Origin of the sequence: Vibrio gazogenes (assembly GCF_002196515.1) — a bacterium.
In the GTDB taxonomy this organism is placed as follows: domain Bacteria; phylum Pseudomonadota; class Gammaproteobacteria; order Enterobacterales; family Vibrionaceae; genus Vibrio; species Vibrio gazogenes_A.
In genome coordinates, this window is the sequence record NZ_CP018835.1 from 459,879 (window position 1) to 476,937 (window position 17,059).

The 17,059-nt window shown below is 48.1% G+C and carries 9 protein-coding genes and 3 tRNA genes; 5 read left to right on the plus strand and 7 right to left on the minus strand.

Annotated elements, in window-relative coordinates:
* Nucleotides 1-11: 11 nt before the first annotated feature.
* Nucleotides 12-1,577 (minus strand): maltose ABC transporter permease MalF, encoded by a 1,566-nt coding sequence (malF, locus tag BSQ33_RS02055; RefSeq protein ID WP_088133154.1) that lies wholly within the window; start codon nucleotides 1,575-1,577, stop codon nucleotides 12-14.
* A gap of 105 nt (nucleotides 1,578-1,682) precedes the next feature.
* Nucleotides 1,683-2,873 carry a maltose/maltodextrin ABC transporter substrate-binding protein MalE gene (gene malE, locus BSQ33_RS02060; RefSeq protein ID WP_088133155.1) on the minus strand — a complete coding sequence of 397 codons (1,191 nt, stop codon included), beginning with the start codon at nucleotides 2,871-2,873 and terminating at the stop codon, nucleotides 1,683-1,685.
* A gap of 440 nt (nucleotides 2,874-3,313) precedes the next feature.
* Here malE and malK point away from each other — a divergent pair, with 440 nt between their 5' ends.
* Entirely contained in the window at nucleotides 3,314-4,447 is a 1,134-nt protein-coding gene (gene malK, locus BSQ33_RS02065; protein ID WP_021021915.1) for a maltose/maltodextrin ABC transporter ATP-binding protein MalK, read from the plus strand.
* A gap of 103 nt (nucleotides 4,448-4,550) precedes the next feature.
* Here malK and malQ read toward each other — a convergent pair whose 3' ends face one another.
* Nucleotides 4,551-6,758 carry a 4-alpha-glucanotransferase gene (gene malQ, locus BSQ33_RS02070; RefSeq protein ID WP_088133156.1) on the minus strand — a complete coding sequence of 736 codons (2,208 nt, stop codon included), beginning with the start codon at nucleotides 6,756-6,758 and terminating at the stop codon, nucleotides 4,551-4,553.
* A gap of 98 nt (nucleotides 6,759-6,856) precedes the next feature.
* On the minus strand, nucleotides 6,857-9,310 hold the full coding sequence (locus BSQ33_RS02075) for a glycogen/starch/alpha-glucan phosphorylase (protein WP_088133157.1): 2,454 nt from the start codon (nucleotides 9,308-9,310) through the stop codon (nucleotides 6,857-6,859).
* 281 nt (nucleotides 9,311-9,591) lie between these two features.
* On the opposite strand from BSQ33_RS02075, the gene malT reads away from it, so the two are divergent.
* The 3 genes from malT (at nucleotide 9,592) to BSQ33_RS02090 (ending at nucleotide 15,117) form a co-directional block, all read left to right on the plus strand.
* Complete coding sequence (gene malT / locus BSQ33_RS02080; RefSeq protein WP_021021912.1) at nucleotides 9,592-12,300, plus strand: HTH-type transcriptional regulator MalT; 2,709 nt, start codon at nucleotides 9,592-9,594, stop codon at nucleotides 12,298-12,300.
* Nucleotides 12,301-12,768: 468 nt separating this feature from the next.
* The gene (locus BSQ33_RS02085; protein WP_021021911.1) at nucleotides 12,769-14,103 is read left to right on the plus strand and encodes a carbohydrate porin; all 1,335 of its coding nucleotides are present in this window, start codon (nucleotides 12,769-12,771) and stop codon (nucleotides 14,101-14,103) included.
* A 102-nt stretch (nucleotides 14,104-14,205) separates the two neighbouring features.
* Nucleotides 14,206-15,117 (plus strand): MalM family protein, encoded by a 912-nt coding sequence (locus tag BSQ33_RS02090; protein WP_088133158.1) that lies wholly within the window; start codon nucleotides 14,206-14,208, stop codon nucleotides 15,115-15,117.
* Nucleotides 15,118-15,433: 316 nt separating this feature from the next.
* On the opposite strand, the gene BSQ33_RS02095 is transcribed toward BSQ33_RS02090, so the two are convergent.
* The 3 genes from BSQ33_RS02095 to BSQ33_RS02105 all read right to left on the minus strand — a co-directional run bounded on the left by BSQ33_RS02095 (nucleotide 15,434) and on the right by BSQ33_RS02105 (nucleotide 15,716).
* Nucleotides 15,434-15,510 (minus strand) — tRNA-Val (locus BSQ33_RS02095).
* A 27-nt stretch (nucleotides 15,511-15,537) separates the two neighbouring features.
* Nucleotides 15,538-15,614: transfer RNA gene (locus tag BSQ33_RS02100), tRNA-Val, on the minus strand.
* A gap of 25 nt (nucleotides 15,615-15,639) precedes the next feature.
* A tRNA-Val gene (locus BSQ33_RS02105) sits at nucleotides 15,640-15,716 on the minus strand.
* A 274-nt stretch (nucleotides 15,717-15,990) separates the two neighbouring features.
* Here BSQ33_RS02105 and BSQ33_RS02110 point away from each other — a divergent pair.
* Nucleotides 15,991-17,055 (plus strand): GGDEF domain-containing protein, encoded by a 1,065-nt coding sequence (locus BSQ33_RS02110; protein WP_027694430.1) that lies wholly within the window; start codon nucleotides 15,991-15,993, stop codon nucleotides 17,053-17,055.
* Nucleotides 17,056-17,059 lie beyond the last annotated feature (4 nt).

Genomic DNA, 17,059 nt, shown 5'->3' on the forward strand with positions numbered 1-17,059 from the left:
CATGCAACTCCTTAATCTTGTTCTGTCCGAGTGAAACGAAGATTGATTAATGCCAATGCACCCACCAGTAAGAAAATCAGTGTTGCGATGGCACTGGCCAGACCGAAGTCCCGACCGCCACTGCCCTCAAAGGCAATCCGATAGGTGTAGCTGACCAGTAAGTCCGTATAGCCGGCCGGCTCGGTCGTCCCGATCATATTTGGCCCACCGCCGGTCAGCAGATAAATCATCACGAAGTTATTAAAATTAAACGCGAAGCTGGCAATCAATAGCGGCGTTAACGGTTTGATCATCAACGGGAGCGTGATTTTCGTAAAATTGTATAACGGCCCTGCACCATCAATCGCTGAGGCTTCATAGAGATCTTCGGGAATCGCTTTTAGTAATCCCATACACAAAATCATCATGTAGGGAAATCCAAGCCAAGTGTTGACCGCAATCACCATAACCCGAGCCATGATGGGATCGGAAAACCATGCCGGTTTGAGACCGAACAGCGCATTCAGCACCATGTTGATTTCACCGAAACTCTGATTAAACAACCCCTTAAAAATAAGAATCGAAATGAAAGCCGGTACCGCATAAGGCAGGATCAGTAGTACACGATAAACCGACCGTCCACGCAGCGCTTCCCACTGCACGACGCTGGCAAGTACCAAACCGATGATCAGGGTCAGCCCGACGGTGAGCGCGGAAAAAACCACCGTCCAGATAAAGATGCTGATGAACGGTTCTTTAATGCCGTCGTCTTGCCACACCCGCTCAAAGTTAGCCGTCCCGATTTTGACAATAAATCCCGGAGATATCGGCGTCTTATCAAACTGACCATGCTGGTCAACCGGCTGATAAAAGCCGATATCCATGTTGGGCTTGAGTAATTCACCATTGTGCTGATTACGCAGCGTCATCCCATCATCGAGCAACTGATATTTGGGGAAAATGGCTGAAAACCGACGTAACCCATTCATCCGAATGGTTTGTTCGTCTGGGGTAACTAATTTCAGCCCGGACAGTGTATCCCGATGTTGAATCACGGTTTTGAGTGACTCTTTTGTCCACCCTTGCGGAGACTCAATCGGTGTTAAAGCTAACTGTTTAGCCGGATGGCGACCCAATGAAAATGCCGGAGTCGCCAGTAACTGCTCCCCGTTGCGGATCACCAAGCGGTAGCCGTTCTGCGTGTGATACAGGGTAAAAGGATAATTCTGGCCGCTTTGATAAGTCTGATCGAGTAAGACTGACTGCGCGCGTTCTAACGAGAGTTGGTTTTTCGCGCTGTAATTGGTGAAGGAGAGTCCGATGGTGTAAACCAGCGGAAACATAATAAACAGGATCATGCCTGCAATGCCGGGATAAATATAACGGTGCGCATATGTTTTCCGGCTGCCAAAAATGTACAGTGCCAGCGCCGTCAGAACAATGGTCAACAACGCAAACGCAATTTCACCACGCGCATACATCATGATACTGGCATAACCGTTCAGGCTGCCTATCGCAAACAGTATCACCCACTTGATCCACTTGATTCTATGACCGGTACTCAAACTGCCGGGGTCTGCTTTCTGAACGAATTGCATAAAACTTCCTGAAATTTAATCAAGCTAATTCAGGTCAGGTGAAACCAAACCAACGGACCATCACCGATGGCCCATTCCAGTTTCATAGCACCTGACTCATTTCCATTAATGTGCAATTTGCTTTTGCGCATCAGCTAATGCCGAGTCAACCGACTGACGCCCATCGACCACATTGATAATGGCATTTTTCATCGAACTCCAGAATGCATTCATCTGCGGTATATTCGGCATAATCTCACCATCGGTCGCATTGTACATTGTGGCAGCAATACGCGGATCGCTGGCAAGTTTATTCTGATAAGATTTCAAAGCGACAGCACCCAACGGCTTATCTGCATTCACCATCGCCAGACCGTCATCAGTCAACAGATAGTGCTCAAGAAATTCAACGGCAAGATCTTTATTGGGTGAAGCGGTACTGATCCCGGCGGACAACACCCCAACAAATGGTTTGGAATTTTTGCCATTAAATTTAGGTAACGTAGTGACGCCGTAACGAATACCGGATTTGTCAATGTTGCCCCAACTCCACGGCCCGTTAATCGTCATAGCCGTATTGCCCTTGGTGAACTCAGACTCAGACACGGAATAATCCATATCCGGTGAAATGACGTGACTGTCGATCAGCCCTTTCAAGAACGTCATCGCTTTGCGAACGCCGGGTTTATTCACCCCGATATCCTTGATGTCGTAGCCCTTATCACTACTGAATTTAAACGCGTACCCGCCATCGGCCGCCAAGAGTGGCCAGGTAAAGTACGGTTCTTTCAAATTCCACATAATTGCGCTTTTACCCTGTTTGCTCAGCTTGTCATTCAGTTTGGCAATATCCTCCCAGTTTTTGGGCGGCTCAGGTACCAGATCTTTGTTATAAATCAGCGACAATGACTCTACCGCGACCGGATAGCCGATGAATTTGCCGTGATACTGGACTGCATCCCATGCGAAATCGAACATGTTTGCTTTCAGTTCCGGGGACGGATGAACCTCCGCCAGCAATCCGGCTTCAGCATATCCGCCAAACCGATCATGCGCCCAAAACACGATGTCAGGTCCGTCACCGGTTGCAGCGGTCTGCGGGAACTTATCCTGTAACCCGTCCGGGTGCAGTACCGTGACCGGAATCCCCGTGTCTTGTTCAAATTTTTTACCAACTTCCGCCAGACCGTTGTAGCCCTTGTCTCCATTAATCCATATTGTGAGCTGTCCTTCCGCAATGGCAGCATTTGCACTCAGACTCAACGAGCCCAGAGCTGTACAGGTGCAAATCGCGACAGCATGTAGGGTCTTTTTCATGCGCTTATCCTTATTTTTCAACTTGTCGTAGGAGGTGATGACATATGATGAAAAATATTGCGTCGTTCCTCATCATCCTGAGCCCTACGCCCCTGAGATATAACGGTATTTTCGTGACTCCCATCAACATCTGTGTCACTGAATCACTTAAATGTTGGGTAAAATGTGATTGATGACACTTTTCCGCCTGATTTCCGGCAAGCGCAAGCCCACCTCTCTCTCATCCCTTTCCCGGTGCTAATCCTTTCCTGTCCACCCTGTGTTCTATGTCGCAGGAGGATGCACCGCAGCATCCTTTGACGCATACTATTCTCAAATCACCGCGCATTCCCCGAATGACTGCGCAAAGTGGAACAATAGCTGATAATGAGTCACAGTCACTGAGTATGGCTGCACCCATTACATGTCACAAATCTATATTTGAGTTAAGGATGATCGAGATGGCAAGTGTCACCCTGAAAAATGTATCGAAGGCTTACAATGATGTCGTGATTACCAAAGATGTGAATTTGGAAATCAACGATGGTGAGTTTGTCGTTTTCGTCGGCCCGTCAGGATGCGGTAAATCCACCCTGCTACGCTGTATTGCCGGCTTAGAAGATATCACCTCAGGTGATTTATATATTGGTGAGCAACGCGTCAATGATATTGAGCCATCCAAAAGAGGTGTCGGGATGGTCTTTCAATCCTATGCCCTTTATCCCCATTTGAATTTGTATGACAACATGTCGTTTGGCCTCAAACTCGCCAAAGCCGATAAAAAAGCAATCCACGCCCGCGTCGTTGAAGCGGCTGAAATTCTCCAGCTCGGCCACTTGCTGGACCGCCAGCCCAAAGCATTATCCGGTGGACAACGTCAGCGAGTCGCCATTGGCCGGACATTGGTCTCAAGGCCGAATGTATTTCTCCTTGACGAACCGCTCTCAAATCTCGATGCGTCGTTACGGGTCAATATGCGCAGTGAGATTACCAAATTACAGCGCCAGCTCGGTTGCACCATGATTTATGTCACGCATGATCAGGTTGAAGCCATGACAATGGCCGATAAGATTGTTGTGCTTCAAGCAGGGTCTGTTGCTCAGGTCGGCCAGCCGCTGGCGCTCTATCATTATCCTAAAAACCGTTTTGTGGCAGGGTTTATCGGCTCCCCGAAAATGAATTTTATGACGGTGAATGTTGAAGCTGTGGAATCCGAACGAGTGATGGTGCAATTACCCAACGGTGAAACGTTCTGGATTCCGGTCAAAGGCGATCAGGTTCATCCGGGAGAACGGATGTCTTTGGGGATTCGTCCGGAACATTTAATCAGTGCTGAATCCGCCTCATTTACGGTATCGGGCACCGTCCAGATCGTCGAAAAACTCGGTAACGAAACGCAGATCTATCTGCATTTGAAAGGCGCTGATGCCAATGTGATTTATCGGGCAATGGATACCCTGGATGTTGAGGTCGGTGATGCGTATACGATTGGTATCGAACCGAACCGCTGTCATCTGTTCCACAGCGACGGCAGCGCTTGTCCGAGATGTTATCGTGAAAAAGGTGTAGATTTCGAGGCTGCTTATCACGATTGATACCCATGAATTCGTCGCGTCATGATTCAGGCGTGATGTCTCCCAAACCAAAAGCCGGTTCTCAGATGAGAACCGGTTTTTCATTTCTGCATGCTCAATCACTTCAGGCAGCGCGAATCTGAGTGAGCTTCACCAGCATTTGCCGCATGGCCGGTGACGAAAACATCGTGGTTAAATCAGCCGTAAGTTTTCTCCGCCAGTTAGGATATTGATCAACAGTCCCCGGCACATTAACCGGCTCATCCATCGCCAGCAGATCTTCAAGCTGGATACTGACCAGCGCCGAACGCCCCGAGGCCACATGCAGCTGGATTAATTCACCCAATAATGGGTTCATGACCAGATGTGCTTCAGCCGTCGTCGTTGGCACCTGACCGGTGCTATCTTGCCCTTGCGCATTTAACATCCCCAGCGCTTGCAACACACCATGACGAATTTGAGCACGATCCTGATGCAATTGTTCGAGTTGTGTCTCATCGGGATAAAGCCCCAGTTGCTGCCCCAATGACAGATCAGAACCATGCCAAAACCCTCTCAGTGTCGGCATATCATGTGTACATAAAGCCGTCATCGACTGATAAGGATAGTCTGACGGTGGCGTATACACGCCTTGCTGAGATTTTTCGAAGAAAAATACTTTATATGAATGGATGCCTGCGGTTGCGAGAATCTCCGCCATCTGCGTCGGAACCGTGCCTAAATCTTCACCAATGACCGCACACTGATGTCGGTGGGATTCCAAAGCCAGAATCGCCAGAAAATGCTCAACCGGATAGTAAACATAAGCCCCCTCTTTGGCGGTTTTCCCCTCGGGTATCCACCACAGCCTTAATAATCCCAGCACATGATCAATGCGCAAAGCCCCGCAATGCTTCATATTGGCTCTGAGTAAATCAATAAAAGGACGATACCCGTGCTCCCGCAGCGTGACCGGATGAAATGGCGGCAATCCCCAGTCTTGTCCGAGCGGCCCGAGGATATCCGGTGGCGCACCGACACTCACCGCCTTAACCAGCGTATGATTGCCATCAACCCAGGTATCACAACCATTTTTACTGACACCAACGGCTAAATCACGGTATAAGCCAATCGCCATGCCCCGTTCCCGCGCCATTAATTGTGTTTCTTTCAACTGGCTTTCAGCAATCCACTGTAAGTACATATGAAACTGAATCTCATCCTGATGCGTCTCAATAAAGGCTTGTACTGTTTCGCTCTGATAATCTTGATATTCCGGTGGAAACTGTGCCCATCCCCGGGGTTGGGGCACCTCATTCGTCTCGTCCCCGCGCTGGCCGAAGGTCTCAGACAGCACATGAAACACTGCCAGCGCAGTCAAGCTATCACCGCCCTGCGCCACAAACTGCATAAACGCTTGTGCCCGCTCAGAATGATGCGTCAGATGACGGTGACGAAACTCCTGATACAACAACGGCAACACCATCATTTTAAGGGTGCTCACTTCGGTGTAATCAACCCACGGTTTGGCTCTTGTCTGCTCCAGCCGGTGCTGAAAATCGGCACTGCCGACCAACGACTGCGCGGCATGGCTGAGGACAAATTCAGGCACCGAACTAACATCGATATAGAGTGTATTTAACCAGAATCTTGAAGAGGGACTATAAGGACTGGCAAATTCAGGACAAGCCGGAAAAAGCGTATGCAGTGGGTTGAGCCCGATAAACTGAGCGCCTTGATCGGCCACTTCGGTGATCAACTGTTTCAGGTCACCAAAATCGCCGATTCCCCAGTTATCTTTACTACGGAGCGTATAAAGCTGAATACTCAGCCCCCACATTTTCTGGCCAGACAATAATGCGGGCTGTTTATAACACGCAATCGGCGCAATGATCAGCAGACTTTCCTCAAAATGACCATTACGTTTGTCTCTCACCCACAATTGATGGTAGCCCTGTGTTAACCCGGTGATCCGCAGCGTCACAGTGCCGTCGCTGTCGCGGTGATCCGCAAGGAGGTGTGTAGCCACTTCCCCATCAAGATGCTGATGGTCTTCTGTCCGGATTTGCCAGGAGAAATGCTCATATGAAGCATCGCGGCCGATGTTAAGTGTGATATCGACGGGCTGCCCGTCGCCACGAACAACGATGACCGGCTCTGACAACCGAGATTGATGTTTGTGGATTGCGGATGCCATGAGTCGGGCATCTTCTGACATATCATAGCCCATAATGGCAAGAATCTGACGCAACGTCTGCTCGGGAACTTCCGTTTCATTGCCCCATGCATCCGTATAGCACTTGGCAATCCCGGCGAGATCAGCCACATGCGCCAATGTTGGTTTTGTTATCATGTTTCACTCCAATGACATTGCATTGATAAAAATTCATAAGATGAATGAGCCGAGGCGGAATGCCCGGCTCCGATACACCATGTCATTCGATTGCTGAATTAACGTTTGACGGGTTGCAGCCGCCAGATCGTCTCCACATAATCGCGAATCGACCGATCCGAACTGAATTTACCCACCAAGGCCGTATTTAAAATCGCTTTGCGGGCCCAACCCTGCACATCACGGTACTGGCGGTCCACCGCTTCTTGTGCGTCAACATAAGCGCGGAAATCAGCCAGACACAGATAAGGGTCACCGTCACGTAATAAGGTGTCGTAAACCGCTTTTAATCCGTGTGGACTTCCCGGTGTGAAATCGTCAGTGTTAAGCCAGTCAAGGCTTGCTTTCAGGAGCGGGTCAGTCCTGTAGTAAGTGTTCGGGTCATAACCGTCTTTCAGGCATTGATTCACCTGATGCACGTTTAAGCCAAAGATAAAGATATTTTCGTCACCGACTTCTTCGCGAATTTCCACATTCGCACCATCCATCGTCCCGATCGTCAGCGCACCGTTGAGGGCTAGTTTCATGTTGCCGGTCCCGGATGCTTCTTTCCCTGCGGTTGAAATCTGCTCAGACAGATCCGCAGCGGGAATGATCAATTCTGCAATGCTGACCCGGTAATCGGGAATGAACACAACTTTCAGTTTATCGTTGACTCGCTCATCTTGATTGATGGTCTCAGCCACCTGATTGATAGCATAGATAATCTCTTTGGCAAGGTGATAACCGGGAGCGGCTTTGGCAGCAAAAAAGACCACGCGGGGCACCATATCAAACGTCGGTTCATGTAACAGACGGTGATATAAAGACAAAATATGTAGCAGATTTAAATGCTGACGTTTGTACTCATGCAGGCGTTTGATTTGTACATCAAACAACGCATTGGGATTAATCTCTAACCCGAGATTGGTCAGCACCCATTGTGCCAAACGTTCTTTATTGGCTTTTTTCGTCGCCATAAATGCAGCCTGAAAATCCGATTCTTCGGCATAATCAGCCAACGCTGCCAGATGGTCGAGATTGTCTTCCCACCGGTATCCGATTTTATGGCGGATCAGCGTCGCCAGATCGGGGTTGCAATAGGTTAACCAGCGACGCGGGGTAATCCCGTTGGTGACATTACGAATCCGGTTGGGAAATAACGTATTAAATTCAGGGAATAATTCTTTTTGCACCAGCTCCGTGTGCATTGCGGCAACACCGTTGACTGCATAAGAGCCGATGACACACAGATTGGCCATTCTCACCATTGGCTCTTTCTCCGTGGAGACGATCGCAAGCTTCGCTTGCTTGTCGGTATCACCCGGCCACTGTTGCTCGACCTGTTTCAGGAAATGCTGATCAATTTCCGTGATGAGCGCCATATGTCGGGGCAGTAACTTGGTCATCAGAGATTTGCGCCAAGTTTCTAAGGCTTCTGGCATCAAGGTATGGTTGGTGTAAGCAAAAACCCGCGCACAAATCGACCACGCAGTTTGCCACGCCAGATCTTTCTCATCGATCAGAAGCCGCATCAGTTCGGGAATCGCGATTGCAGGATGGGTGTCATTCAATTGGATGGTTTCATAATCGGGTAAGCTCTCCCAATCACGTCCGGCTTGTTCGTGACGAGCGACAATGTCACCGATGGATGCCGCACTATGAAAGTATTGTTGCATCAGGCGCAAGACTTTACCTTGTTCATGATTGTCATTCGGATAAAGCACTTTGGTCAGGTTTGCCGCTTCAATCATGCGCTGCTGCGCTTCAATATAAGCACCTTCATTAAACTTATCGAGCGAGAACCCTTGTTCTGCCCGGCATTCCCATAAACGCAGCGGGTAAACCGTGTGACTCTTATATCCGACAATCGGAATATCCCATGCGATGGCTTTTACAATTTGGTCCGGCAGCCAACGGTGTTTGGTTTTGCCTTGATGTTGATAGGTTTCCACATGGCCGAAGAACCCGACTCGCCGCGTCAGTTCAGGGCGCATCCGCTCCCACGGGTAGCCCTCTTCTCCGCGCCATTCATCCGGTGCTTCCTGTTGTCGTCCGGCGACAAAAGACTGTTTGAACAACCCGTATTCATAATGTAACCCGTATCCGACTGTGGGGTATTCCTGAGCAGCGCAGGAGTCCATGAAGCAGGCGGCTAAACGCCCCAACCCACCGTTGCCGAGTGACGGATCGCGCTCATGCTCCAGTAGATCAGACAATGACTGTCCCAGCGTTTGCATGACATGCTCGACCTGCGCATACACATTCATGTTAATCAGCGCATTGCCCGTCAGACGTCCCATCAGAAATTCGAGTGACAGATAATTCACATGTTTTGCGTTGCGAACCCGGGGATCATGTTCCGTATCGACCAGATCGGCAACGGTTATTTCAGACAACGCTCTCACCATCGCCAAGTACCATGACCGAGTGCTTGCGTGCTCAATCTCTTGCGAATAGGTGGTCTTCAAATGATGTAAGACACTCTGTTTGAATGCCTCCGGCTCAAAATGATTGGTTGGTTCATTGTTCATGACTATCTCACTCTTTACAGCATCTTGCTTAATTTAAGGGCTAAAGGTATGGGTATATCCTGCATAGTCCTGCGTCATGAAACATCCTCCCGCAGGGAGGGAATTATGGTAGGAGTCAATGGGCGTAGAGCCTGATGATGGACCGATGGCTCAAAAAGGCAGCACCCAATTCATAAAATTGTTAGAAATTTGTGTATTAAGAAGTCGATCAAGTTCCAGACCGTACGCACCACGCTAAACTACCGAGCATTAATGCAACTTGAAGATATAGTGCAGAATTTATGTGGATTCCATCAAAACTGACACGTCCGAGTCGTCTACACCATGCGATCTCTCGACAACGGGTGCTCGATACCCTGCGCCATGCGCATCGGTGTAAAGTGGTGTTGTTTCGCTCACCTGCCGGTTATGGTAAGACAACCATGGCGGCACAGTGGCTCGCCGATAGCCCTGCTGTCGGCTGGTATAGCATCGATGACGGTGACAATGATTCATTTCGTTTCATCAATTACTTCATTCAGGCGATTAATATTGCCACCAGCAATGGCTGCCCGAATAGTCAGACCCTTGCCGAACGCAGCCAATACTCTTCTGTCTCTTCTCTGTTTGCTGAACTCTTTCATGAAATTCAGGATGTCACGCAACCTTGTTATCTGGTTCTTGACGACTACCACCTGATTGATGATGAAAAAATCCACGAAGCGGTGCGTTTTTTTATTAAACATATGCCGGACAACATGACGGTGGTCGTCACCAGCCGTGCCAATCCGCCGTTGGGTATTGCGAACCTGCGTGTCCGCGATCTGCTCATCGAAATTGATCACGATATGCTGGCATTTGATGACGAAGAAACAACCCGCTTTTTCAGTCAGGTCGTTCACGATGAATTTGATTCGGAAACGGTCAGCGAGCTGCGGCATTATGTCGAAGGCTGGCCTTCCGCCCTACAGTTGATCGCGTTACAGGCCAAGCATCAAAACCGCTCGTTGGCGCAATCACGACAGTCGGTCGCTCGGTTCAATCATGATCATCTGTGGGAATACTTAATTGAAGAAGTGTTTGCTTATATTGATAGCGACACACGGTTGTTTCTGTTGCAATGTGCGGTTCTGGAGACCTTCAACGATGTATTGGTTGCTGAGCTGACCCAGCGCAGCGATGCATTGAACATGATTGAGTCTCTCAACCGTTATGGCCTGTTCATTCATCGGCTGGAAAGTGAACAAAACTGGTATCGCTTCCACCACCTGTTTGCAGAGTTTCTGACCCATCAACGGCATAAAATCATTCCTGATGAGGAACAACGATTACATAGCCGGGCCGCTCAGGCGTGGCTTAAATTGGATATTCCACATCAGGCGCTGAAACACGCTCAGCAAACCAACAATAGTGATTTGACCACCCAGATTTTACTCGCTCACGGCTGGCGCATGTTCAATCATGGTGAGTTAAATATTCTGGAAACAGCAATGGATGAACTTGATGCCGAGCATCTCTACGCTGGTGTGAAATTGCCGTTACTTCAGGCTTGGTTAGCCCAGAGTCAGCACAGCTATCCCCGGGTCGAGGATATGTTAACGCAGGCCGAGCATGAGATGCGTCTGAGAAACATCTCGATTTCTCAGCCGGAGCAAGGACAAATCAACACCCTCAGAGCTCAGGTTGCTATCAACAATAATGATCCGGAACTTGCATCGGAACTGGCTGAACTCGCCCTGAGTCAGTTGGCAACGACCGATTTTCGCAGCCGGATCATTGCCACCTCGATTGTCGGAGAAGTCAATCACGTGCATGGGGAGCTCAACCGGGCGCTTTCTCTGATGCAACAAACCGAGAAGTTAGCCCGTCAGCATCAGGTTTATCATCAGGCATTATGGGCTTTAATCCAGCAGAGCGAGATTTTGCTCGCTCAGGGGTATGTTCAGGCCGCCTTCGAGCTACATGAATCAGCTTTCAAACTGATTGAAGCCCAACAGTTACATCAGGTGCCGTTACATGAATTTCTGCTACGGCTCCATGCGCAAATTCTCTGGTGCTGGAATTCACTGGATGAAGCGGAAGTCTTTGCCCAAAAAGGGATCCGAGTCCTGGGTAACTTAGACATCAGTAAACATCTGCATAGTTACTCGATTCTTGCCCGGATTGCGATAGCCCGTGGAGAAATTGATCGCGCGGCAAAGTTTGTCGCGCAGATAGAAACGCTGTTGAGCCAATCCAGCTACCATATTGACTGGACTGCGAATGCCTCGTTCGCTTTACTGCTCTACTGGCAAGTCCGGGATGATGCCGATGCAATCGAAACATGGCTCGCGCAGGCTTCCCGCCCTTCTGAAGCGAAAAATCATTTTTTACAACTCCAGTGGCGTAATATCGCACGGGCTCAGATCTATACTGGCCAACTGGAGAAAGCGCAGCAGAGTCTGGCGTTTTTGCAGCATGAAGCGCAACAATCCGAACTCTTTACCGATACCAACCGTAACCTGATTGTCGAAGCGGTACTCGCGGTGCATCAGCAACAACCACAAGTGGCTGAAACCGTGTTACGACAAGCCTTAAAGATGACCAATCAGACGGGTATGGTGGCGGATTTTCTCATCGAAGGACAACACTTATATCCGATCTTACAGCAACTGCTGCAAGGTGAAACGCTTGAGGATTTAGAAAAGCATCGCGCTAAATATTTGCTCCGTGAGATCGCCCAGAAACAGCGGAGTCGTTCATTGCATTTCGATGAGGAATTTATCGATAAGCTGCTGCACCATCCCAAGGTTCCTGAGCTGGTTCGTACCAGTCCATTGACGCAACGTGAATGGCAAGTACTTGGCCTGATCTATTCTGGTTTCAGCAATGAGCAGATCTCTCAGGAGCTGGAAGTCGCGGGAACCACGATCAAAACCCACATCAGAAATCTCTATCAGAAACTGAATCTGACCAACCGCAAAGAAGCCATAGAAACGGCAGAACGCTTGCTGAGCTTAATGGGATACTAAATGACCTCTCCGACGGCTGTGTGGTGTTCGCTGCACAGCCGATTTTTTGTTGACCGGCCAGTCACAAAATCGGGGATATTTCACATTTTTGCACATTGATGTTCGAGGCCATTCTGTATTGCTGCACGATAAAATGCGATGCAGATCACCCAATTACCGGAAGTTTGTCACTGCGGCTCCCCTTCCTCCACCCCAGATTTGTGATTCAGCTAACATTGTATCGCGATTCCTTTTTTTCTCCGCCTCTCTCATCCCAACGCTTCCTCCATAGATTTCACGCCAGAAGAGGAAGTCAGCCCCTGTCGCGTTCCTTATCTTGTTCTCTAGTCAGAACAAATTCGTGATGAGTCGGGATTTGTTCGAACGACGCAATCACATTTTTCCTCTCCGCTGACACCCCGGTTCGGCACCATCAATGGGGGTCAGCGGAGCACATAGGAATAATCACAATAAACAGGAGCAAATCACATGAAGAAGGTAAGCTTAATTGCTTTAGCCATTTCCGGAGCAGTGCTTTCAATGCAATCCTCAGCCGAAGACAAAGTTCATGAAGGCTGGACAGTCAATGGTTATGGTCACCTGCTATACAATGTCGGCGAATCACTCTCTTTAAACGACAGCTATGGTCACCGCAGAGACTATCACGCGGCTGGTGCGGCATTTTCCGGTAACCCGACACAGGTCGAATTTACCGTTACCAAAGGTCAGAATTTTGATTCCGGCTCCTGGGCGAAATATGTGCTAAAAGCGGAGTACGGTAACAATGAAGGGGGGAATGGCCGCGGATTTTATACCTCATCTTCAGGCAATGAAGGACACTTGGAAAGTGGTCAGGTGGAATTCAAAGAAGCTTACATTGAGCTGGGCGATTTATCCTACTTTGCCGATGGACTCAGCCTGTGGGCCGGTCAACGTTATCTGAACCGTCAGTCAGGCATCATTACCAAGGAGTTCTGGAAGCAATCTTCGGGTGTCGGGGCCGGGGTTCAGTATCATGACGCCGGATTTGCGGTCATGTCAGCGGATCCCGGTGAAGGCAGTTGTACACTCTCGGGGGCAAACGTCAATTCCAAACAGTGTTCTTTAGATAGTGACGGACGGAGTACCACCCTCACTTCGGCTGATTTTTACTATTACGGCGTTGAAGGATTAGGGGGGAAATTCGATTTTGATCTGAAAATCACTTCGCGTAAACATGTTGATGAGTCGAGTACCGCCAAAAATGGTGTCGGGGCGGCGATTACCTATCATCGCGACTATTACGGCTTCGATGGTTGGTCGACAACGGCGATTACTTACGGGAAAGGCGTTTCTGCCAACCGGGGGGTCAACTTCGGTCAGTGGAGCGGCAACTGGAAAAAAGATGACCGTTCTCTGTTTCTGACATCTTATGGGGTCGCCAATATTGCTCAGGATATTCAATTGGGTACCGAAGTCACTTATTGGCAACTGGATAACAACACCACTCACGATGTCTGGGGCTCTAAAGACGGGGTGTCACGCCTGATCGTCGGTGTCACTCCCTCTTATCGAGTGAATGACAACTTCCGCATGGAAGCGACCCTGACCTACGCACTGGAAAGTCTAGGTGCAGCCGGAACATGGGGACGTGAAGATGCCGATACATCATTTTATACCGCCACTTTAGCGCCGGTTCTGACTGTCAATGCTGATTACTGGGGACGCCCACAGATCAAACCCTATATCACTTATATGAAATCAAGCGATAATGGCTATGCTTGGACCACCGGTGATGACAACACGGAAACGCGTGTCGGCATCGAGGCTGAAATTTGGTTCTGATACCAGATAAACCATGGTGAAAACAGGCAACCGCATGGTTGCCTGAATCGGCCATGACCGAACATAACGATTGTCGAACATAACAGGAAGCAGGTAGTCACTATGCAGAAAATGCAGCAACTGATCCATTTCTCCTTGGCACTATTGATGGTCTCTGGGTGCTCAACAACAAAACAGGTTCAGAATATCGTTTCCCCGCCTGCTGAAGACGCCGTGTGTTGTAACCGTTATCAAGATGTTTACTGGACGCCACTAAATGCCAACGACGACATCAAACTCAAAATTGATTCATCGTCTCCGGTGCGGCATTTCAGCAGCGGGCGCTCATATTTTGGTGCATTTCAATTTTCACCACGTTCCGGCACGGTCAAACTGACGCTCAAGAGTTTGGTGTTCCATGATCAGATATTCATGCCAACGCTGGTGTTTCTTGATGCCAACTACCATCCGCAAAAAACGTATCAGATCGATGCGCATCAACTTCGGTTCAGCGATGTATTGGAAACCGATCGACTCGAACAGAGCTACCAAATCAATGCCGAACAAACGCCCTATCTGATTATTTTTACCCAGCCGAATCAAGTCGGTAAAACCATCACCATTCCTCATCCCGCAAAACGACGCGCGATTGAAGATGGCGCGCCACTGCCGATTGTCGCAGATATCTCCGTCACCACTGGCTATCAGGGCTCCCTGACGATGAGTGTGACAACAGAGTCGATTCGTCAACATGCTCTCCAGCAATCTCTGCCCACATCAGGTAACCGCACGATGGTAAATCGACCGATATCTCCGAAGCCAGATGTTAAGAGCAATTCATGGCAACATACGGCACCACCACAAACAGAATCTACGCATTATTATCAGTCAGCAATCAAACATGCGGTGAGTGATCACGATATCGCCAAAGCACTGGCGCTGTTAGATGAAGCAAAAACACTCCGCATACCCAATATTCAGCAGACATTTATCCATGCAATCAATACGATGCAAGCTGAAAAATGCGGGAAGTAACACTGCGGTTTCGTAACATAACCCGTTTGATAGTGCTGTGAATGGTTCAGCAGACTGAAGAATAGAGGAAGCAGGTACAATAAAGCTCGTTATTGTAACTTGCACCCATCAAAACATGCGACCAATCTGGATAGATAAAGATTGAACTTATTGAATGATTTACTATTTTGACCAGAATAAAGCATAGAATGGTTGTTATATCGTATAATCAATCACCACGATCTCAACTCAAACAATCATAGATGTCTGTTTATGTCGACAAAGCAGAGTAACGAAGAGTTGTACAGAAAAGAAATATAGAGGAGATAGTAAGATATGGTGCGTCTGAGTGGACTCGAACCACCGACCCCCGCCATGTCAAGGCGATACTCTAACCAGCTGAGCTACAGACGCATAAAAGTGTAGACATATTCTTGTATATGGTGCGTCCGAGTGGACTCGAACCACCGACCCCCGCCATGTCAAGGCGATACTCTAACCAACTGAGCTACGGACGCATAAAAATATAGATATATTCTTGTATGGTGCGTCCGAGTGGACTCGAACCACCGACCCCCGCCATGTCAAGGCGATACTCTAACCAGCTGAGCTACGGACGCATCAATTAAGAACGGAGAGGATATTAACGACAGTCTTAACGTTGTGCAAGAAAAATTTCCCTGAAAATGAACCGATTGCCTTTAAGTTCATCAACATGGATTTTTTTTGCTCGATTTCAAGTGTTTTGCGTCGAAATCCTCTCGTTTTTCCCTATGAATACAAATTGTAATACGAGTCCTATTTTGTGACATTAACCCAAAAAACTAGTTGAAGTATTACAATGATTGCGTAACATACCTCAATTGGCTAGAACATATGCAGAACGCTCTTAAAATGGATGACCGATTACCTAATAAATCATATTTGCTCAGAACTTCTGTGCTTTCCGGTATCAGTCTATTTTTAACATTGATAGCATTGTTCTACGCTCTCTTCCACGTCATTCATCGAGATGACTTATTTCTGGCCTTCATGGAAGTGATTCTGTCCGTTTATTCTTACTTCATTTATAACCAGCTCAAACAAAAGCGATATCCCAAGCAGTACATTCTTTATTACGCTTATTATCTGATGCTCATGTTGCTGGTCGGGACCTATTTTCAACCGATTACTCAAGGATTATTCGTCTGGAGCTGCCTTGCCCCGATTGTGCTGTATCTATTACTCGGTATCAAACACGGCATGTATTCCAGTGGTTCGTTCTTGGTAATTCAGTCCTCAATTATTGTGATGAAGCTGAGCCAAGACGGCAGTTACAGCATGATAGAAAGCATGTTTAATCTGGTCCTCTGCTATATCGGGATTTGGATTGTGTCGCATCTTTATGAATCCAATCGTTCCGATATTGAAAACTCACTGATGTATCTGGCTTCCAGAGACTCCTTGACCGGGGCACATAACCGATTATCGCTGTCAACATCGTTCCATCGTTTTACGAGTACAAAAAAAGAGCAACAGCATTTCAGCTTATTGATCCTCGATATTGATTACTTTAAACAGATCAATGATCGTTTTGGCCATGATATCGGTGATAAAGTTTTAATCGAAACCAGCCTGCTCATCAGCCGGATTGTCGGTGATGAAAACCTGTTTCGAATTGGCGGAGAAGAGTTTTGTGTCACCTTGCTTGATATAGACTTGGATGAAGCCAAAAAAATCGGTGAACAACTTCGCTATACCGTCAGTAATCATTTGTTCAACTTCGGTGACAAACGTTTACAGTTAACGTTAAGTATCGGGATCTGCCGTTACCGCAATGGCGATAACCTCTCTGACATTTTGAAACTGGCAGACATTGAACTTTATAAAGCGAAAAAAAATGGGAAGAATCAAGTGCGGATTTGTCAGGGGGACTCGCAAACGTCACTTGATGATGATATTGAGTATAAATCGGCTTAATTCC